Origin of the sequence: Aeromonas sp. S41-2 (assembly GCF_027705845.1) — a bacterium.
GTDB lineage: Bacteria > Pseudomonadota > Gammaproteobacteria > Enterobacterales > Aeromonadaceae > Aeromonas > Aeromonas hydrophila.
Window position 1 is genome coordinate 264,650 of sequence record NZ_JAPDCG010000006.1, and the last position, 17,337, is coordinate 281,986.

General features: G+C 63.7%; 15 protein-coding genes. 10 read left to right on the top strand and 5 right to left on the bottom strand.

The features are described 5' to 3' along the window. Positions 1-3: 3 nt before the first annotated feature. From hrpB to gloA2, 3 genes are all read left to right on the top strand, one after another. Positions 4-2,451, top strand: a complete 2,448-nt coding sequence (gene hrpB / locus OKC44_RS16030) for an ATP-dependent helicase HrpB (RefSeq protein ID WP_270814051.1) — start codon at positions 4-6, stop codon at positions 2,449-2,451. Between the two features lie 249 nt (positions 2,452-2,700). After that, positions 2,701-5,022 carry a penicillin-binding protein 1B gene (mrcB, locus tag OKC44_RS16035; protein ID WP_270814053.1) on the top strand — a complete coding sequence of 774 codons (2,322 nt, stop codon included), beginning with the start codon at positions 2,701-2,703 and terminating at the stop codon, positions 5,020-5,022. Between the two features lie 42 nt (positions 5,023-5,064). Beyond that, the gene (gene gloA2 / locus OKC44_RS16040; RefSeq protein ID WP_041218374.1) at positions 5,065-5,466 is read left to right on the top strand and encodes an SMU1112c/YaeR family gloxylase I-like metalloprotein; all 402 of its coding nucleotides are present in this window, start codon (positions 5,065-5,067) and stop codon (positions 5,464-5,466) included. Between the two features lie 100 nt (positions 5,467-5,566). Here the strand turns inward: gloA2 and OKC44_RS16045 are convergent, their stop codons facing one another. Together OKC44_RS16045 and OKC44_RS16050 are read right to left on the bottom strand one after the other, a co-directional pair. Further along, entirely contained in the window at positions 5,567-5,887 is a 321-nt protein-coding gene (locus tag OKC44_RS16045) for an SMR family transporter (protein WP_011707272.1), read from the bottom strand. Continuing rightward, on the bottom strand, positions 5,875-6,339 hold the full coding sequence (locus OKC44_RS16050) for an SMR family transporter (RefSeq protein WP_270814056.1): 465 nt from the start codon (positions 6,337-6,339) through the stop codon (positions 5,875-5,877). The genes OKC44_RS16045 and OKC44_RS16050 overlap by 13 nt, the downstream gene beginning before the upstream one ends. A gap of 156 nt (positions 6,340-6,495) precedes the next feature. Between OKC44_RS16050 and OKC44_RS16055 the strand changes: the two genes are divergently transcribed. Both OKC44_RS16055 and OKC44_RS16060 read left to right on the top strand, forming a co-directional pair. Next, positions 6,496-7,377: a LysR family transcriptional regulator gene (locus tag OKC44_RS16055; protein WP_270798040.1), complete on the top strand. Its 882-nt coding sequence runs from the start codon at positions 6,496-6,498 to the stop codon at positions 7,375-7,377. Positions 7,378-7,490: 113 nt separating this feature from the next. Further along, positions 7,491-9,071: a response regulator gene (locus tag OKC44_RS16060; RefSeq protein WP_045789066.1), complete on the top strand. Its 1,581-nt coding sequence runs from the start codon at positions 7,491-7,493 to the stop codon at positions 9,069-9,071. A gap of 66 nt (positions 9,072-9,137) precedes the next feature. On the opposite strand, the gene OKC44_RS16065 is transcribed toward OKC44_RS16060, so the two are convergent. Continuing rightward, on the bottom strand, positions 9,138-9,665 hold the full coding sequence (locus OKC44_RS16065; RefSeq protein WP_043168760.1) for a DUF2937 family protein: 528 nt from the start codon (positions 9,663-9,665) through the stop codon (positions 9,138-9,140). A gap of 174 nt (positions 9,666-9,839) precedes the next feature. On the opposite strand from OKC44_RS16065, the gene OKC44_RS16070 reads away from it, so the two are divergent. Beyond that, entirely contained in the window at positions 9,840-10,562 is a 723-nt protein-coding gene (locus OKC44_RS16070) for a phosphatase PAP2 family protein (RefSeq protein ID WP_270814060.1), read from the top strand. Between the two features lie 257 nt (positions 10,563-10,819). Further along, positions 10,820-11,722, top strand: coding sequence for a sulfite exporter TauE/SafE family protein (locus OKC44_RS16075; RefSeq protein ID WP_270814062.1), 903 nt, complete (start codon positions 10,820-10,822; stop codon positions 11,720-11,722). 60 nt (positions 11,723-11,782) lie between these two features. Here OKC44_RS16075 and OKC44_RS16080 read toward each other — a convergent pair whose 3' ends face one another. Together OKC44_RS16080 and hemL are read right to left on the bottom strand one after the other, a co-directional pair. Further along, complete coding sequence (locus OKC44_RS16080) at positions 11,783-12,598, bottom strand: hypothetical protein (protein WP_270814064.1); 816 nt, start codon at positions 12,596-12,598, stop codon at positions 11,783-11,785. Positions 12,599-12,817: 219 nt separating this feature from the next. Further along, positions 12,818-14,104 carry a glutamate-1-semialdehyde 2,1-aminomutase gene (gene hemL, locus OKC44_RS16085; RefSeq protein WP_270814066.1) on the bottom strand — a complete coding sequence of 429 codons (1,287 nt, stop codon included), beginning with the start codon at positions 14,102-14,104 and terminating at the stop codon, positions 12,818-12,820. Positions 14,105-14,326: 222 nt separating this feature from the next. Here hemL and clcA point away from each other — a divergent pair, with 222 nt between their 5' ends. The 3 genes from clcA (at position 14,327) to erpA (ending at position 16,944) form a co-directional block, all read left to right on the top strand. After that, a complete protein-coding gene (gene clcA, locus OKC44_RS16090; protein ID WP_270814068.1) occupies positions 14,327-15,721 on the top strand; it encodes a H(+)/Cl(-) exchange transporter ClcA in 1,395 nt (464 codons plus the stop codon). Positions 15,722-15,807: 86 nt separating this feature from the next. Continuing rightward, positions 15,808-16,503, top strand: coding sequence for a DUF6776 family protein (locus tag OKC44_RS16095; RefSeq protein WP_270814071.1), 696 nt, complete (start codon positions 15,808-15,810; stop codon positions 16,501-16,503). Positions 16,504-16,593: 90 nt separating this feature from the next. Continuing rightward, positions 16,594-16,944 carry an iron-sulfur cluster insertion protein ErpA gene (erpA, locus tag OKC44_RS16100; RefSeq protein WP_005304404.1) on the top strand — a complete coding sequence of 117 codons (351 nt, stop codon included), beginning with the start codon at positions 16,594-16,596 and terminating at the stop codon, positions 16,942-16,944. The last annotated feature ends 393 nt before the right edge of the window (positions 16,945-17,337 follow it).

Below are 17,337 nucleotides of genomic sequence, written 5' to 3' on the forward strand. Positions count from 1 at the left end.
CCTTTGTCTTCCCTCCCCATAGTGTCGGTGCTGCCCGCACTCTTTGCCGCCATCGACAACCATGCCAGCGTGATCCTGCAGGCGCCGCCCGGTGCGGGCAAATCGACCCTGCTGCCGCTGGAGCTGGTGCGTCAGAACCGGCTGCCCGGTCGCATCATCATGCTGGAGCCCAGACGTCTCGCAGCGCGCAACATTGCTGCCTTTCTGGCGCGTCAGCTCGGGGAGAAGGTGGGCGAGCGCATCGGCCTGCGGGTGCGTGGCGAGAGCCGCACCAGCGCAGCTACCCGGCTCGAGATCGTTACCGAAGGGGTGCTGACCCGGATGCTGCAGCAGGATCCCGAGCTCACCGGCGTCTCCCTGGTCATCTTCGATGAGTTCCACGAGCGCAGCCTGCACGCCGATACCGCGCTGGCCTTCGCCATCGAGAGCCAGCAGGGATTGCGCGATGACCTCAAGCTCTTGGTGATGTCCGCCACCCTGGATGGCATGGCGCTGGAGCGGCTTTTGCCGGAGGCCCCGGTGGTTCGTTCGGAGGGGCGCGGTTTTCCCATCGACTACCACTATCGCCCCGCCAATCGCCAGCAGTGGCTGGAGCCCCAGGTTGGCGCCGTGGTGCTGGAGGCGCTGGCCGCCCACGCCGGCAGCCTGCTGGTGTTCCTGCCGGGCCAGGGGGAGATCGAGCGGCTGGCGCAGTGGCTGGAAGGGCGGCTGCCGGACGAGGTGACCCTCGCCCCCCTCTACGGCCGCCTCGACATGGCGGCCCAGCAGGCGGCCATCGAGCCGGCGCCTGCGGGGCGCCGTAAGCTGGTACTCACCACCAATGTGGCGGAGACCTCGCTCACCATCGAGGGGATCTCCGTGGTGGTCGACAGCGGGCTGGAGCGGCGCGCCTCCTTCGACATCAAAAGCGGCGTCACCCGGCTGGAGACCCGCCCCATCGCCAAAGCCTCCGCCACCCAGCGGGCGGGTCGTGCCGGTCGTCTCGGCCCCGGTGTCTGCTACCGGCTCTGGAGCAGCGAGGTGCAGGAGCGCCTCGCCGAGCAGAGCCCGCCGGACATCCTCACCCAGGAGCTGACCGGTCTGCTGCTGGATGCCGCCCAGTGGGGGGCCAAGGTCGAAGAGCTGCCGCTGCTGGACATGCCGCCGGCCACCGCCGTGGCCAGCGCCCAGCGACTGCTGGTGAGCCTCGGCGCCATGAAGCCGGAGGGTGAGCAACAACTCACTCCCGCCGGCCGCGCCATGGCGGCATTCGGTACCCATCCCCGGCTGGCCCGCATGCTGCTGCGTGCGCGCGAGCTGGAGGCCGAGGGTCTGACAGGGATTGTCGCCGATGCGGCTTTCCTGGTGGCGCTGCTGGAAGAAGATCTGCGAGGATCGGAGCGCCTCTCCGTGCTGTTTCACCGCCGTCAGGGGGCCCTGCGCCAGAGTGCAGCCCGCTGGTTCGAGCGGCTCGGCGCCCGCCCCGCCAGTGCGCAGGGGCAATGGCTGGGGCTGCTGTGCGCCCTCGCCTGGCCCGATCGCATCGGCAAGCTGCGCAGCGGCAGCCGCTATCAGCTCAGTGGCGGGGTGAGCTGCGATCTGGTAGAAGGTCACCCCTGTCAGGGGCAGGGGGCGCTCATTGCCATCGAGATGGGCCAGAACGAGCGCGGCAGTCGCATCTTCATCGCCGAGCCGGTGGAGCTGGATGAACTGGTGCGCCAGCTGCCCGAGTTGGTCGGCGAGCGCCAGTGGTTCGACTGGGATGAGCGCGAGGAGCGGGTGCGGGCCGAACGCCAGCAGGTGCTCGGCGAGCTGGTGCTGAGCCAGCGGCCGCTGACCGATCTCTCCGATGAACAGAAGGGGCGTTGCCTGCTGCAGGGCATCCGGCGCAAGGGGCTGCATGTGCTGCCCTGGGATGATGCCAGCGAGGGGCTGCTGGCCCGATTGCGCTGCGCCCGTGACTGGTTGCCCGACGAAGGGTGGCCGGCCATGGACGAGGCGAGCCTGTTGGCCGACCTCGAGCAGTGGCTGCTGCCGGCGGTGAGCGGCATGACCCGGCTGGAGCAGTTGAAAAAGCTCGATATGAGCGACATCCTGCGCCAGTCGCTGCCCTGGCCATTGCCCAAGCGGCTGGACGAGGCGCTGCCCGGCCACTTTAGCGCGCCGACCGGCAGCCGGGTGCGGATCCGCTATCAGCCGGGTCAGGCGCCGGTGATCCCGGTGCGCATCCAGGAGATGTTCGGCCAGGCCGCGACCCCGTGCGTGGCCGATGGCCGGGTGGCGCTGGTGGTGGAGCTGCTCTCCCCGGCTCAGCGGCCGCTGCAGATCACCGCCGATCTGGCCGCTTTCTGGGCCGGCTCCTACGAGCTGGTGAAGAAAGAGATGAAGGGACGCTACCCCCGCCACTACTGGCCGGACAATCCGCTGGAGGCGATGCCGACCAGGGTCACCAAGAAGAAGATGGGGATGTAGGTTGGTGCAGGGAATAACGTAGCCCTACTCCAGCAGATGACCCTCACCCTGGCCCTCTCCCAGAGGGAGAGGGAACTGATCGAGGTTGGTGTTTGCTCCCTTCTCCCCTTGTGGGAGAAGGGCCGGGGATGAGGGGGAGACATCCATCTGTCTGGCGGAGCGAACCCGGAATCCAGATCCAATTGGTTAAGCCCGATCGGACGTTCGCGAACGCGACATAACAAGTAGAAAGGAAAGCAAAGAGGATTTATGGCAACGCAACGACGCAAGCGCACCCCCAAGAAGGCGGCGCTCAAACGCACCGTCTGGCGCACGCTGTTCTGGCTGGGCTTCAAGCTCTCCCTGGTGGGAGCGGCCTTCATGGTGGTGTTTGGCATCTACCTCGATACCAAGGTGCGTGAACGCTTCGACGGCGAGAAGTGGCAGCTGCCGGTGATGGTCTACAGCCGGCCGCTGGAACTCTATCCCAGCCAGCGCCTCTCCCAGGCCCAGATGCTGCGCGAGCTCAACATGCTGAGCTACAAGCAGGTGCGCCAGCCCCACACCCCGGGCGAGTATGCGGTGAGCGGTAACCGCATCGAGCTTATTCGCCGGCCATTCGAATTCCATGACGGGGCCGATGCTGCCCGTGGCCTGCGCCTCACCTTCAACGGCGCGCGGCTGGAGGGGATCCAGTCGCTGGAGAACCAGCGTCAGCTCGGCTACGCCCAGATGGACCCGGTGCTGCTCGATCGTCTCAACACCGAGGATCGGGAGGACCGCCTGCTGGTGCGCATCGCCGAGGTGCCGGACAGCCTGCTGATCACCCTGCTCACCACCGAGGATCGCGACTTCTACCAGCACGGCGGCGTCTCGCCGGTGGCCATCATGCGCGCCATGGCGGCCAACCTGCTGGCGGGTCGCACCGTGCAGGGGGGCAGTACCCTGACTCAGCAGCTGGCCAAGAACTTCTTCCTGACCCGGGAACGCAGCCTGTGGCGCAAGGCGCAGGAAGCCTACATGGCGGTGCTGATCGACTATCGCTACAGCAAGGACGAGATCCTGGAGGCCTACCTCAACGAGGTCTATCTGGGGCAGAACTTCTCCCAGGGGGTTTATGGCTTCGGGCTCGCCTCCTACTTCTACTTCGGCATTCCGGTCAACGAGCTGGACATCGATCAGGTGGCCCTGCTGGTGGGCATGGTGAAGGGGCCCTCCTATTACGATCCCTGGCGCTTCCCGGAGCGGGCCAAGGCGCGTCGTGATCTGGTGCTCAAGCTGCTGATGGATCACGGCAGCCTGCAACCGGCCGAGTATGAACTGGCCAGCAAGCAGCCGCTTGGCATCATTACCCGCGGCCAGATGAGCTATGGCCGCACCCCGGCCTTCATGGGCCTGCTCAAGCGGGAGATCCAGAGCCGCTTCGGCCCGGATCTGCTCAAGCAGTCCGGCCTCAAGATCTTCACCAGTCTGGATCCCATCGCCCAGCACGCCGCCGAGCAGGCGGTGGAGTCGGGTCTGGCCCAGATCGAGAAGCTGCGCGGCAAGAAGAAGCTGGAGGCGGCCATGGTGGTTTCCGACTGGCACAAGGGCGAGGTGGTGGCCATGGTGGGCGGCCGGGATCCGCGCTACGCCGGCTTCAACCGGGCGCTGGATGCCCGTCGCCAGATAGGCTCGCTGGTCAAGCCCGCGGTCTACCTGACCGGCCTCTCCAACGGCCTGACCCTGGGCACGCCGCTCAAGGACCAGCCGATCCGCATTCGCGGCAAGGATGGCCAGATCTGGACCCCGCAAAACTACGACCGCAAGTTCCGCCAGAGCGTGCCGCTGATGGATGCGCTGGCCAGCTCCCTCAACGTGCCGACTGTCAATCTGGGGCTGCAGGTGGGGCTGGACAAGGTGGTGGACACCCTGCACAAGCTGGGGGTGGAGCAGGAAATCCAGCCCTATCCCTCGCTGGTGCTGGGGGCGGTGGCGCTCTCGCCGATGGAGGTGAACCAGATGTACCTGCCCATCGCCAACCAGGGGCTGACCCAGCCGCTGTCGGCGATCCGGGCGGTGGTCAACAGTGACGGCAGCAAGCTCTATCAGCATGACGAAGCGGCCAAGCGGGTGACCGATGAGCAGGCCAGCTGGCTGACCCTGTTCGCCATGACCAAGACGGTGAGCCAGGGCACGGCGCGCGCGCTCGGTGCCAAGTTCCCCGGCGCCACCATGGCAGCCAAGACGGGCACCACCAACGAGCTGCGCGACTCCTGGTTCACCGGGCTCGACAACAACGAGCTGGTCAGCATCTGGGTCGGTCGCGACGACAACACCCCTGCCGGGCTGACCGGCGCTAGCGGTGCCCTGCAGCTGTTCAGTGGCTACATGAGTCAGCGCGGGGTCAACAGTCTGGCCATGAACATGCCGCAAGGGGTGAGCTGGGCCAGCTTCTCCCGCGCCAGCGGCACCCGGGTCACCAGCGACTGCCCCGGCAGTCTGCAGGTGCCGGCCAAGCTGGCCGGGCTGGCCGAGCCCATGGGCTGCGCCAGCCCGGTGTCCAGTCCGGCCAATGCGCTGGACAACTGGTTCAACGGTTTCTTCAACTGACCGCGGCGGGCAGCCTTGGCTGCCCGCTTGCCCGGAGTGCTCATGTCACATCCTCTGTTTGATGCCATCCACCACGTAGCCATCATCGCCAGCGATTATGCGCGCTCGCGCCACTTCTACCACCAGGTGCTGGGGCTGCCCATCATCGCCGAGACGCTGCGCGAGGAGCGCCAGTCGTGGAAGCTGGATCTGGCGCTGCCGGATGGCAGCCAGCTGGAGCTGTTCAGCTTCCCGGCGCCGCCGCCACGCCCCTCCCGGCCGGAGGCGTGCGGCTTGCGCCACCTGGCCTTTCGGGTCGCTGAGCTCGACCGGGTTATCGCCCATCTGCAGGGTCATGGTGTCGAGGTGGAGCCGGTGCGGGTGGACGAGCTGACCGGCAAGCGCTTTACCTTCTTCGCTGACCCCGACGGCCTGCCGCTGGAGCTCTACGAAGCGGGCCGCTGAGGCAGACCTGCCGCGAGCCTGCATTGCCCCCATAAAGAGCAGAAGCCGCCCGGTTAGCCGGGCGGCTTCTTTTCATGGTGTGCAGTGCGTGAGGGGGCGATCAGGCGGTGGTGAGCAGGGTCACCGCGACGGCCATCACCAGCATGCCGACCCAGCCGATGGGCTTGAGCCGCTCACCAAACAGCAGCAAGCCGCCGAGGGCGGTACCCAGAATGCCGATGGCACCCCAGGTGGCATAGGCCACGGCCAGATCGATCTTGCCGGTGCTCACCGCTTCCGACAGCAGGGTGAAGGCACACAGCACCAGCAGGATGCCGAGAAATCCCCAGCCTTTGTGACGAAAACCAACCGAACGGTTGATCGCCATGTTGGCGCCGATATCCAGCAGGGCCGCCCCCAGTACGATGATCAACGGGTGCATACGGCCTCCTTGGCAGCGCCAAGGCTGCGAGTACTGCCAGTACCTGCGGCCGGTTTGTCATGGGCAGTGCCAAGACGGCGGGTGCTGCCGGTGCCTGTGGTCGGTTCGTCATGGGTTTCACCCATTGTCACCAGAACAATACCCACTATGGCCAACGCCAGTCCGATCAACTCCTGAGCATTCAGGTGGTAGTCGAGGAACAGCACGGAGACGACGGTGATCAGCGCGATCCCCAGCCCCTCCCAGAGCGCGAAGGCAATACCAATGGAGATTGTTTTGGCGGCTTTGGCCAACAACAGATAAGAGAAGGAGATGAGCAGCCACATTGGCAGATAGTTGAGCCAGCCGGCCTCGTTCTCCGGGATCATGGCCATGCTGGAGGTCCCGGCGACCTCGGTCAGAATGGCGCCCGTCAGAAAGATGCGGGCCAGGAGCATGCGATTGAATAACATAAAATGTCCTTTTGTTGCTGCGACGGGGCCATGATAGCCGCAGCTCGCTCAGGCGGCAGAATCGCTGAGCGTCGACAATTCAGACGCTGACGGTTTGCCTTGCTAGAAGGGGGCAAGGTAAGGTGAATATCGGATACCCTGCTCACGACCCAGATCATGAAGCTCTACCAGATACAACTCTTTGTGGAATCAGCCAGCAGTGGCTCCATCGCCAATACGGCGCGCCGGCTTGGCAAGAGCCGCAGCGCCGTCAGCACGGCGATAGCGGCGCTTGAGGTTGAGCTTGGCGTCGAACTTTTTGAACGAGGTGCCAACCAGAGCCGCTTGACCGAGATCGGCGAGCAGGTGCTGGACGACTGCAAGCGGCTGCTGCAGGCCGCCAACAGCCTCAAACTCAAGTGCGAACACTACGCCTCCGGCGCCGAGGTGGCGCTGCGGGTGGCGCGGGATGACGCCATTCCCGAGGCGGTGTGGCGGGAGATGCTGGGAGCGCTGCGCCACCAGTTTCCCGGCACCAGCATCTCGCTGGTGCTGGCCTCGCCGCCGGAGCTGCCCGCGCTGGTGGAGGAGGGGTTTGTCGACGCCGCCTTCGGTCTCATCACCGAGGAGCAGGAGCGCAGCGGCCTCAACATCGAGGTGCTCAACCCGATCCGCACCCTGATGGTGGTGGCCCCGAGCCACCCGCTGGCCAGCCTGAAGCGGGTATTGCAGCAGGATCTGACCGGTCATACCCAGGTCACCCTCTCCTATGTGGACGAATTCTCGGTCAAGAGCCTGCTGCCCATCGGCGGCCACCACATCGGATTGTCGAGCTTCGAGCTGATGCGCGATGCGGTGCTCGACGGCCTCGGCTGGGCCGTGCTGCCGTCGCCGCTGATCCAGAGCCAGCTGCGACAAGGGGAGCTGCTGACCTTGAAGCACAAGTTCAGCCTGCAGTGGCGCGACTACGGCGTCTATCTGTCGCAAAATGCCTATCACGGCAAGGTGTTGGCCTGGCTGAGGAAGGCAATCCAGGCCTATCTCGAACCGTTCGAATAAACCGGCCGGCGCTGGGCGGGCACGAGGGAGCAAGTGCTGGGGCTTGTGATCCATCGCTGCCTGATGGTACATACTGTCAGTACCCTCATGCAGCGCCTGGAGGCGTGAACGATATGAGCAGTGCCCAAGACAAGGACGAGCTCTGGCTGGATGACGACATCATCGAGCTGGATGACGATGAGGCCGTGGTGACCAAGGCGATCAACCCCTGGCAGGTGTTGATCGTCGATGATGAGCCGGACATTCATCATGCCACCCGGCTGGCACTTTCCAACATTCAGTACAAATCCCGCCCGCTTGAACTGCTCAACGCCTACAGCGGCGCCGAAGCGGCCCGCATGCTGCTGGCCAATCCGCGCATCGCCCTGATCCTGCTCGACGTGGTGATGGAGACCGAGGATGCCGGCCTGCGGCTGGTGCACCAGATCCGCAACGAGATGCACAACAGCCTGGTACGCATCGTGCTGCGCACCGGCCAGCCGGGGCAGGCCCCGGAGCAGCGGGTGATCCTCGATTACGACATCAACGACTACAAGACCAAGACCGAGCTGACGGTGCAGAAGCTCTATACCACCGTCATCGCCTCCCTGCGCTCCTACGAGACCCTCTGCGCCATCGACAAGAGCCGGCAGGGGCTCGGCAAGATCCTGGAGGGGGCGGGAGACCTCTATCATCTGCACTCGCTGCGGGAATTTGCCTCCGGCGTGCTCAAGCAGATCAGCGCCATTCTCGACGTGGGCACCGAAGGTGCCATCTGCGCCGAACGCCGGCCCGGCTCGCAGGAGCTGGAGATCCTGGCGGCCACCGGTGACTATGAATCCCTGCTGAGCGATGTGCCGCTCAGCGCCTTCCCGGCCCTGCACGACTCGGTGATGAGTGCGCTGGCCAATCGCTGCAACCGCTTCGAGCATCCCCAGGATGCGCTCTATATCGCCGCCCAGAACGGGCGCGAGTTTGTGCTCAATTTCACCCCCACCCAGCCGCTCGATCCGCTCGAGTGCGATCTGCTGGACGTGTTCTGTCAGCGGATCTCGGCGGCGTACGACAACCTCTATCTCTACAACCAGCTGCTGCGTGCCCAGGAGGCGACCGTGGTGGCGTTGGCGGCGCTGGCGGAGTTCCGCGATTCGGATACCGGCGATCACGTGCTGCGGGTGCAGAAGCTCTCCGATGCCATCGTGGCCGAGTTGCAGCAGGCGGGGGCCTATCCCGATGAGCTGACACCGGGCTTCGTCGACATGATCGGCATGGCCAGCATACTGCACGACGTGGGCAAGGTGGGCACGCCGGACCACATCCTGCACAAGCCGGGCCGGTTCGAACCGGATGAACGACTCATCATGGAGCAGCACGCGGACATCGGCGCCAGCATTTTGCACAAGGCGGGGGAGATGGTGGAGGGCACCAGCTATCTGTCGCTGGGGGCCGAGATTGCTCGCGGGCATCATGAACATTTCGATGGCAAGGGCTACCCGGAGCAGCTGGCCGGCCAGCAGATCCCGCTGTCGGCCCGCATCGTGGCCGTGGTCGACGTATTCGATGCCCTGCTCAGCAAGCGGCCCTACAAGGAGCCCTGGTCGCTGGCCCAGACCATGGAATATATCCTGTCACGCTCCGGCAGCCAGTTCGATCCCCAGGTGGTGCAGGCGCTCCAGCGTTTGGTGAGTCAGTCGCGGCTGCCATACGAGCTGTGACACCGGACGGAAACAACAAAGGGGCCATTGGCCCCTTTGTTGTTTTGCGCCACCGGGTCGATCCGGTCAGCGCGGCGCGTAGCGTGTGCGGGGCTGCTGCCGGCGAAACGGCAGCAATACCAGGCTGAGCAGCAGATCGCCAAGCAGGGCTGCGAGCAGGCCTGCCGCCATGCCGCAGACGATGGCCGCCTGCTTGAGCGGCACCACGTAGCTGTAGTTTTGCAGGGTATCCTGCCAGAGCTGGGGCTCGGCGCGCAGCAGCAGGTGGGAGAGTTGCCGGTACCAGGGATGGTGCTTGTAGACGCTCTCCTGCTGCAGGGTCTGGCGCTGGCTGACCAGTAACTGCAGGCTGGCGGCATCCTTGGCGAATACCGGATCCGGGTTGGTGCGGTAGTGGTTGACCAGGGCCGTCAGATCGCCGTTGAAATGCTGGTCCGCCGTCTCCTGAAAAGGGGCCAGGCTTAGGCTGGCCTGCTGCAGGCGGGCATCCAGCCGCTGGTAGTAGAGGTCGATCAGACCCGGGATCTGCACGCCGGCCAGCAGGCCCAGGGCAAACAGCATCATCCGAAGGTAGCTGCGCATAGCTCTCGTCATCTCGCGAAATAGAGGGACTCCATACTAGCCGCAAGGCTGCAACAGGCCAAGCCGGCTGGGGAAGTGCCGACTTTCCGGATGGGGGCATGACCCTTTCCTCCCTCGTTTGTGTGATTCACGTCACGCTTTTTATGCTTTAAAATACGGCCCCATTTTTCGGGGAGGAGAGTTCGTATGCGCAAATTTATACCCTGTTATCTGTTGGGTGGTCTCATCGCCATCAGCTGGACCGCTCTGCCCGAGCACGGCCCCTGGGATCAGTGGGATCTCGCCGTCTTCCATCTGGTCAATGGCTGGCTGGGTCAGGCCCAGTGGTGGGCCGATCTGGTGGCCGTGACCAACAACCGGCTGTTCGATCTGGCGGTACTCTCCTGCATGGGGCTGATCCTCTCTCGCTGCTTCTGGCGTGCGGACGAGCAGGGACGCCGCCGGCTGGTGGCCATGGGGATCGTCATGCTGCTGGGGGCGCTGGTGATCAACCAGTTCGGTCATCTGCTGCCGGTCAGCCGGCCCAGCCCGACCCTGACGGTGGCGGACGCGCTGCGGGTGACCCAGCTCAGCGGGATCCCGACCAAGGACTCCTCCAGCGACAGCTTCCCCGGCGATCACGCCCTGTTCCTGATGATCTTCGCCGGCTTTGCCCTGCGCCATCTGCCGCGCTGGGCCGGGGTGACCGCGCTGCTGATGGTGCCGTTGTTCTCGGCACCCCGCATCCTCTCCGGTGCCCACTGGCTGACGGATGTCTATGTGGGCGCCCTGTCGCTGACCCTGCTCTGCCTGCCGCTGCTGCTGTTGACCGGGCTGTCGGACGCGCTGATCGGCTGGATCGCCCGGCGACTGCCACGCCTGCCGGGCTGGCAGTGGCTGGCGGGCAAAACGCCGGCGAGTCAGCAATAAAAAAAGAAGGTCGGTGCATACCGGCCTTCTTTTTGGCTACTTCCCGCCGGTGACTGTGGTCGTCGCGAAATGACCATGACTACCACCGGTGGCCCCAGGCCTGCTGGCCCTCATAGACAAGTATTAGCAGATTCGTTCGGGCGTGCTCGTCATGACTTTCTCCAGATAATCGTTTGCATGGGCTGAATGCTTGATCCTGACCAAGATTTTTTATTTTTGCTGCCTTAGAATCGCCGCCCGTTGCTGGAGAACTCTGTATGTTAATTAATCTTTTGCGCCTGATATTCATCATCTGCGCCCTGGTGTTCATCTTCATGCTGGTACGGGCCTGGTGGCACAAGCGGCAACAGGGGGAGCTGGAATCGACCCCCTTCTGGCCGGTGGCGGCCATCGGTTTTGTCGCCAATTTTCTCGATACCCTGGGGGTCGGCAGCTTCGCGGTGAAGACCGCCTGCTACAAGCAGTTCAAGCTGATCGACGATCGGCTGCTACCGGGCACCCTCAACGGCCAGTGCGTGTTGCCGACGGTCACCCAGTCGCTGATCTTCATCGGTGCCGTGCAGGTGGATCCACTCACCCTCATCGGCATGATGGTGGCCGCCGCTGCCGGGGCTGCCTGGGGGGCGCGCCACGTTGCCTCGTTCGATCGCCAGACCATCCGGCTGGTGATGGCGGTTTCCCTGCTGGTGGTGGCCGGCCTCATCTTTGCGGGCCTGCTGGGGTTGTTCCCCCTCGGTTGCGATGCCATGGGGCTGACCGGTTACAAGCTCGGGATCGCGCTGCTCGGCAACTTCATCTTCGGCGTGCTGATGAACGTGGGCATCGGCCTGTTCGCCCCCTGCATGACCCTGGTCTATCTGCTCGGCATGAATCCGCTGGCGGCGTTTCCCATCATGATGGGCTCCACCGCCGTGCTCAGCGTCTTCTCGGCGGGCACCTTCATCCGCAAGGGGGCCTTCGATGCCAAGGCGGTGCTGGCGGTGGCCATCTTCGGCCCTGTCGGCGTGGTGCTGGCGGCCATGCTGGTCAAGTCGATGGATATGGCGATGCTCAAATGGCTGGTGGCCTTCATCGTCATCTATACCTCCTGGACCATGTACGCCTCCTGGCGGGCGGCGCGGCGGGAACTGCAACCCCGGCTGGCAGGCGTCACTGGTTAGCCAGTACGGCGCGTGTCGGTGCTGGCCGTGGAGTATTGATGTGATTGCAGGCCTTTAGCGTTATCTATACCTCCTGGACCAGGTACGCTTCTTGGCGGGCGGCACGGTGGGTGCCACAACCCCGGCTGGCAGAGGTCGCAGGCTGGCCTGCACCAGCGCCTCTTCGGCCCTGGCCCCCAGAAACACATAGAGCCCGAGGGCCAGCAGCAGCCCCACGGCGCACCCCATCACACCCACCGCCGGCCAGAGCAGTTCGCTCTGGCCGAGCGAGCCCTTGAACAGCAGCAACAGCCCCTCGATGGAGACCGCGATCAAGATGGCGGCGATGAAGCGGGTAATGGTGCGGCGAATGGCGCTGTGGCGAAAGATGTCCTTATGCAGCAGCACCTCCTCTTCCAGAATGGTTTTGCCCAAGTCGAACACCGCCAGCGCCAGGGTCAGGAAGATGATGGCACTGAAGGCCCCCAGCCGGTTCTGCTGCGCCCCGCACAGCAGCAGATAGAGCTGCTCCAGCCCGTGCCAGATGAGTGTCGCGACGATCAGAAACAGCGCCAGACTCAGTACCACATAAACCCCCTTGAACCAGGGCATGGCCCGGCGTCGTTCCCTGTCCCCCATCAGCCAGGCGATGAGCTGGTTCAGACAGAGGGTCAGCTCACGGCCCTGGCCTCTCACGATTAGATGCAAACGGGCTTGCGGCGCCGGTACCGGCGGCAGGATCCCGAGTGGTTCCCGGCTGGGTGCCTGGTTCAGGATAAAGGGATAACTGCTGAGTGAATCGGGCGATGCCGTGAGCAGTCCCAGCAGCAGGGGGGCCAGTTCGGCTTCGTACTCCTGATAGCGTCGCAGCACATCAATGGGGCTCATTTCCGCCATATACACCTCGCTCAAACGGGCTTGCATTCAACTTGCAGGGTGCAAATTGTGGGCCCGTTTTATGACGGATAGAGGGGCGGGGTATGCACCGTTTGGTGACAGCACTGTGCCATTTGCGCAAAGTCTGCACCAACATCGGGCGTACCGGGGGAGGCCGAAGGACGCCGAAGCGGCAATGAAAAAGGGCCCGTGAAGGGCCCTTTTGCGACAAGCGGCGGCTTAGCCGGCCAGCTTGGCGAAGCTGCGCTCGGCGGCGGCCAGGGTGTGTTCAATCTCCTTGTCGCCGTGGGCCAGCGACAGGAAGCCCGCCTCGTAGGCACTCGGCGCCAGGTAGACGCCCTCTTCCAGCATCAGGTGATAGAAGTGCTTGAAGCGTTCCATGTCACAGCGAGTGACCTGCTCGTAGCGGGTGATCTCGGGCTCGTCGGTGAAGAAGAAGCCGAACATGCCGCCGACGTAGTTGATGGCAAGCGGGATACCGTGCTTGGCGGCAGCGGCTTTGAGCCCTTCTGCAACCCGGGCGGTCTTGGCGCTCAGCTCTTCATAGAGGCCCGGCTCCAGCAGCAGGTCCAGCATGGTCAGACCGGCAGCCATGGCCACCGGGTTGCCGGAGAGGGTGCCGGCCTGATAGACGGGGCCGGTCGGGGCGATGTGCTGCATCACCTTCTTCTTGCCGCCGAAGGCGCCGACCGGCATGCCGGCACCGATGATTTTGCCAAGAGTGGTGAGATCCGGGTCGATGTTGTAGTGGCCCTGGGCGCCGCGCAGGGATACGCGGAAGCCGGTCATCACCTCATCCAGGATCAGCAGGGCGCCGAACTCGTCACAGATGGCGCGCAGCCCTTCCAGGAAGCCGGGGACCGGCGGGATGCAGTTCATGTTGCCGGCCACCGGCTCGACGATGATGCAGGCGATCTCGCTGCCGTACTGGCTGAAGGCTTCGCGCACCGAGTCCAGATCGTTGAACACGCAGGTGAGAGTGTGCTTGGCAAAGTCGGCGGGTACGCCCGGGCTGTTGGGTTGACCCAGGGTCAGGGCGCCGGAGCCGGCCTTGACCAGCAGGGAGTCGGCGTGGCCGTGGTAGCAGCCTTCGAATTTGACGATCTTGTCGCGACCGGTGTAGCCGCGGGCCAGCCGGATGGCGCTCATGGTCGCCTCGGTGCCGGAGTTGACCATCCGCACCTGCTCCATGGAGGGGACGATCTGGCGCACCTTCTCGGCCATCAGCACTTCGATCTCGGTCGGGGCGCCGTAGCTCAGCCCTTTCTCCACCGCCTTGATGACGGCGGCCTTGATGGCCGGGTGGTTGTGACCCAGCAGCATGGGGCCCCAGGAACCGATGTAATCCACATAGGCCTGGCCATCCACGTCATAGAGGTAGGCGCCATCGGCGTGATCGATGAAACGAGGTGTGCCGCCGACCCCATTGAAGGCGCGGACCGGTGAGTTGACGCCGCCCGGAATGGTCTGGCGGGCCTGTTCAAACAGCTGATCTGATTTTGACATGGATCATCCTTAATGGGATTTTGGTCGTCACACAGGCGCAGGTGGCCGATTGCGGCTCGGCAGTCAGGGGACGCTGGAGTATGCTTGCGCTCTTGACCCCGGCCAAGGACTGCCCCGTGTTAAATGAAACGGGCCGACTATAGCAGAAAGGCCCGGTGCTGGGCAGCGGGACAGCAGGCCGGATGATTGTCACCTCCGTCAGCAAACGAATGTGGTTTTTTCATGTCGCAACAAGCTCTCTCCTCCTCCGAACCGCTCTCGCCTCCCCGCGGCCCCGTCCTGCGGCGGATCATTCATCAAGACAAGATGCCCCTGCTGGTGCTGCTGTTGGCGGCGCTGGTCGGCACCCTGGCCGGGTTGGTCTGCGGACTGTTCGAGTCCGGCGTGCACTGGCTGGCACAGCAGCGTGTCGACCTGCTGGCAGATCGTCCCTGGTGGCAGCTCGGCCTGCTCGGCTTTGGCTTCAGCGCCTTGCTGGGTTGCATTGGCTATTTCCTGACTCATACCTTTGCGCCGGAGGCGGGTGGCTCCGGCATTCCCGAGATTGAGGGGGCCATGGACGAGCTGCGTCCGGTACGCTGGTGGCGGGTGTTGCCGGTCAAGTTCTTCGGTGGCATCTGCACCCTGAGCTCCGGCATGGTGCTGGGGCGGGAAGGCCCGTCGGTGCAGATCGGCGGCAACCTCGGCAAGATGGTGGCGGATATCTTCCGGCTGCCGAAGGAGCATGGCCACGCCCTGCTGGCAGCCGGGGCGGCGGGCGGTCTGGCCGCGGCCTTCAATGCGCCGCTGGCGGGGATCCTGTTCGTGATGGAGGAGATGCGCCCGCAGTTTCGCTACTCCTTTCTGGCCATCAAGGCGGTGGGCATCTCCGCCATCATGGCAACCCTGATGCTGCAGAACATGAAGGGGCAGGGAGCGGTGATCAGCTTGCCTCACTACGATGCGCCTGCCCTCAGGGCGCTCTGGCTGTTCCTCTTCATGGGGGCCGCTTTCGGCGTGCTGGGTTTCGTTTTCAACAAGCTGGTGCTGGCCTGTCAGGATGGTTATCTGGCGCTGCATCAAAACAAGCGCCATCGCTTCGTGGCCATCGGGACGCTGGTGGCAGGTACCTTCGGCGTGCTGTCGCTGGTTGCCCCGGCGCTGACAGGCGGCGGTACCGAGCTCATCCCCCATCTGATGGGCGGGGAGTATGCGATGGCCACCCTGTTCCTCATCTTCTCCATCCGGCTGGTGGCCACCCTGGTCTGTTTCTGCTCCGGCGCACCGGGCGGGGTGTTTGCCCCGACCTTGGCGCTGGGCACCCTGTTCGGGGTGGTGTTCGGCCACCTGTTCCATGCGGCCTTCCCGGAGCTGGGCATCGACCCCGGCGCCTTTGCCATCGCTGGTATGGGCGCGCTGTTTGCCGCTACCGTGCGTGCTCCCATCACGGGGATCGTGCTGGTGACCGAGATGACCGATAACTATCAGCTGATCCTGCCCATGATGATCACCACGGTCGGTGCGACCCTGGTGGCGCAGTGGTTGGGGGGCCGCCCGATTTATTCCCAGATCCTGGAGCGAACTTTACGGCTCGCAGCGCGTCAAAAGCGGGGAGAAAGCGGTGTCACCGCCGGTTAACCCTTTGTCTGCCGGCCTGAATCTGCTTGAGTCGCGTATAGTGAAGGGAGCGTGGCCGCAGTATGCGCAGTAACAAAAGAGGCCTTATGTCCCAGATAGTGAAGTGGTTGGCAGTGCTGATGGTGGGGGCGCTCATCGGCTATTTCGTCGGTAATCGCCAGGAGCTGGCCCAGAGCAGCCTGCTGACAGTGCAGCAGGAGACGCTGGAGCGCCAAGGCAAGGCCATCGGCCAGCTCAAGAGCGAGCTCGGCATCAAGGAGACGCTGCTGGCTACCCAGAAGGCAGCGTTCGAGCAGTTGCAGCAGACGCTCAAGGATCAGGAGGCCCAGGTACAGGAACAGAAGCGCCAGCTGGCCTTCTTCGAGCGGATCATGCGTCCCACCGGCGAGCAGGTGGGGGTGGTGATCGACAACCTTACCCTGCAGGAGACCAGTATTCCCGGCCGTTATCACTATCGGCTGGCGCTGACCCAGCCCGCCAAGAAGCGCGAGCTGTTTCGTGGTCAGGTACAGATAAAGGTGGAAGGCAGTCAGGGCGACAAGCCCAGAACCCTCGGCAGCCGTGAGCTGGGTATGAAGTTGGGGGAGGGGCGCTATGCGCTGCGTTACTTCCAGCTGCTGGAAGGCAACTGGCAGTTGCCGGAAGGGTTTGTACCGGATCGGGTGCGGGTCACCATCAGCAAGGATGGTCGGCAACCGGCTCAGGAACTGCTGGCTGAATGGGGCGAGGTAATCAAGCCGCTGGTGGTCGCTCCACCGGCTCCCGTACCGGCCGCACAGTAAGAAGCTTGGTGAATACTTGAACTGAATGGTCGGGTATTGGATAATTTCGCGGTTTCCATGTTTGTGGATTTAACGGTTGTGAGGTCAGTAATGAGTGCAGTAGCAGAAGCCCCGTTGCCCATCCAGATGACGGATGCGGCAGCCAACAAGGTGAAGACCCTGATCACCGAAGAAGAAAATCCCGAGCTCAAGCTGCGGGTGTATATCACGGGCGGTGGCTGCTCCGGTTTCCAGTATGGTTTCACCTTCGATGAGAAGATCAACGAAGGGGATACCGTGGTCGAGAAGAGCGGGGTCACCATGGTGATCGATCCCATGAGCCTGCAATATCTGGTTGGCGGCAGCGTGGATTACACCGAAGGTCTGGAAGGCTCCCGCTTCACCGTGACCAACCCCAACGCCACTACCACCTGTGGCTGTGGTTCCAGCTTCTCTATCTGATATATAGAGATACCGCGTGATATCGAAGGGCCCCAAGGGGCCCTTTTTGTTTTGGCCCCCATCCCTATAGTCGGACGCTCTGGACCAGCAAGTAATGCTCAAGAGACCTTGATGGGCTTCCTTTGGGTTGCTGTTAGGGCGCTTTTTATCCTGATTGATGGTTAGTTAAACACTTGAACGTCTTTTTCAAAAAAACACGGAGTTTTCGCTTGTCAGCGAGAATCATATCCCTATAATGCGCCTCCATCAGCACAGCGCAGTGCGCGTCTGGTCTGGCTTGCAAAGCAAACCAGTGAGGGTTATAGTTATCGACCCTGCTCTTTAACAATTTGAATCAAGCAATCTGTGTGGGCACTCACAGCATCGAGCATCAAAAACAATTTTTGATATCAA

What these genes read in the sequence shown, in the direction of transcription:
- OKC44_RS16060 (WP_045789066.1), top strand. Translation starts at nt 7,491, where the DNA reads ATGAGCAGTGCCCAAGACAAGGACGAGCTCTGGCTGGATGACGACATC.
- clcA (WP_270814068.1), top strand. Translation starts at nt 14,327, where the DNA reads ATGTCGCAACAAGCTCTCTCCTCCTCCGAACCGCTCTCGCCTCCCCGC.
- OKC44_RS16070 (WP_270814060.1), top strand. Translation starts at nt 9,840, where the DNA reads ATGCGCAAATTTATACCCTGTTATCTGTTGGGTGGTCTCATCGCCATC.
- OKC44_RS16075 (WP_270814062.1), top strand. Translation starts at nt 10,820, where the DNA reads ATGTTAATTAATCTTTTGCGCCTGATATTCATCATCTGCGCCCTGGTG.
- OKC44_RS16050 (WP_270814056.1), bottom strand. Translation starts at nt 6,339, where the DNA reads ATGTTATTCAATCGCATGCTCCTGGCCCGCATCTTTCTGACGGGCGCC.
- OKC44_RS16055 (WP_270798040.1), top strand. Translation starts at nt 6,496, where the DNA reads ATGAAGCTCTACCAGATACAACTCTTTGTGGAATCAGCCAGCAGTGGC.
- mrcB (WP_270814053.1), top strand. Translation starts at nt 2,701, where the DNA reads ATGGCAACGCAACGACGCAAGCGCACCCCCAAGAAGGCGGCGCTCAAA.
- OKC44_RS16045 (WP_011707272.1), bottom strand. Translation starts at nt 5,887, where the DNA reads ATGCACCCGTTGATCATCGTACTGGGGGCGGCCCTGCTGGATATCGGC.
- OKC44_RS16080 (WP_270814064.1), bottom strand. Translation starts at nt 12,598, where the DNA reads ATGGCGGAAATGAGCCCCATTGATGTGCTGCGACGCTATCAGGAGTAC.
- gloA2 (WP_041218374.1), top strand. Translation starts at nt 5,065, where the DNA reads ATGTCACATCCTCTGTTTGATGCCATCCACCACGTAGCCATCATCGCC.
- OKC44_RS16065 (WP_043168760.1), bottom strand. Translation starts at nt 9,665, where the DNA reads ATGACGAGAGCTATGCGCAGCTACCTTCGGATGATGCTGTTTGCCCTG.
- OKC44_RS16095 (WP_270814071.1), top strand. Translation starts at nt 15,808, where the DNA reads ATGTCCCAGATAGTGAAGTGGTTGGCAGTGCTGATGGTGGGGGCGCTC.
- erpA (WP_005304404.1), top strand. Translation starts at nt 16,594, where the DNA reads ATGAGTGCAGTAGCAGAAGCCCCGTTGCCCATCCAGATGACGGATGCG.
- hemL (WP_270814066.1), bottom strand. Translation starts at nt 14,104, where the DNA reads ATGTCAAAATCAGATCAGCTGTTTGAACAGGCCCGCCAGACCATTCCG.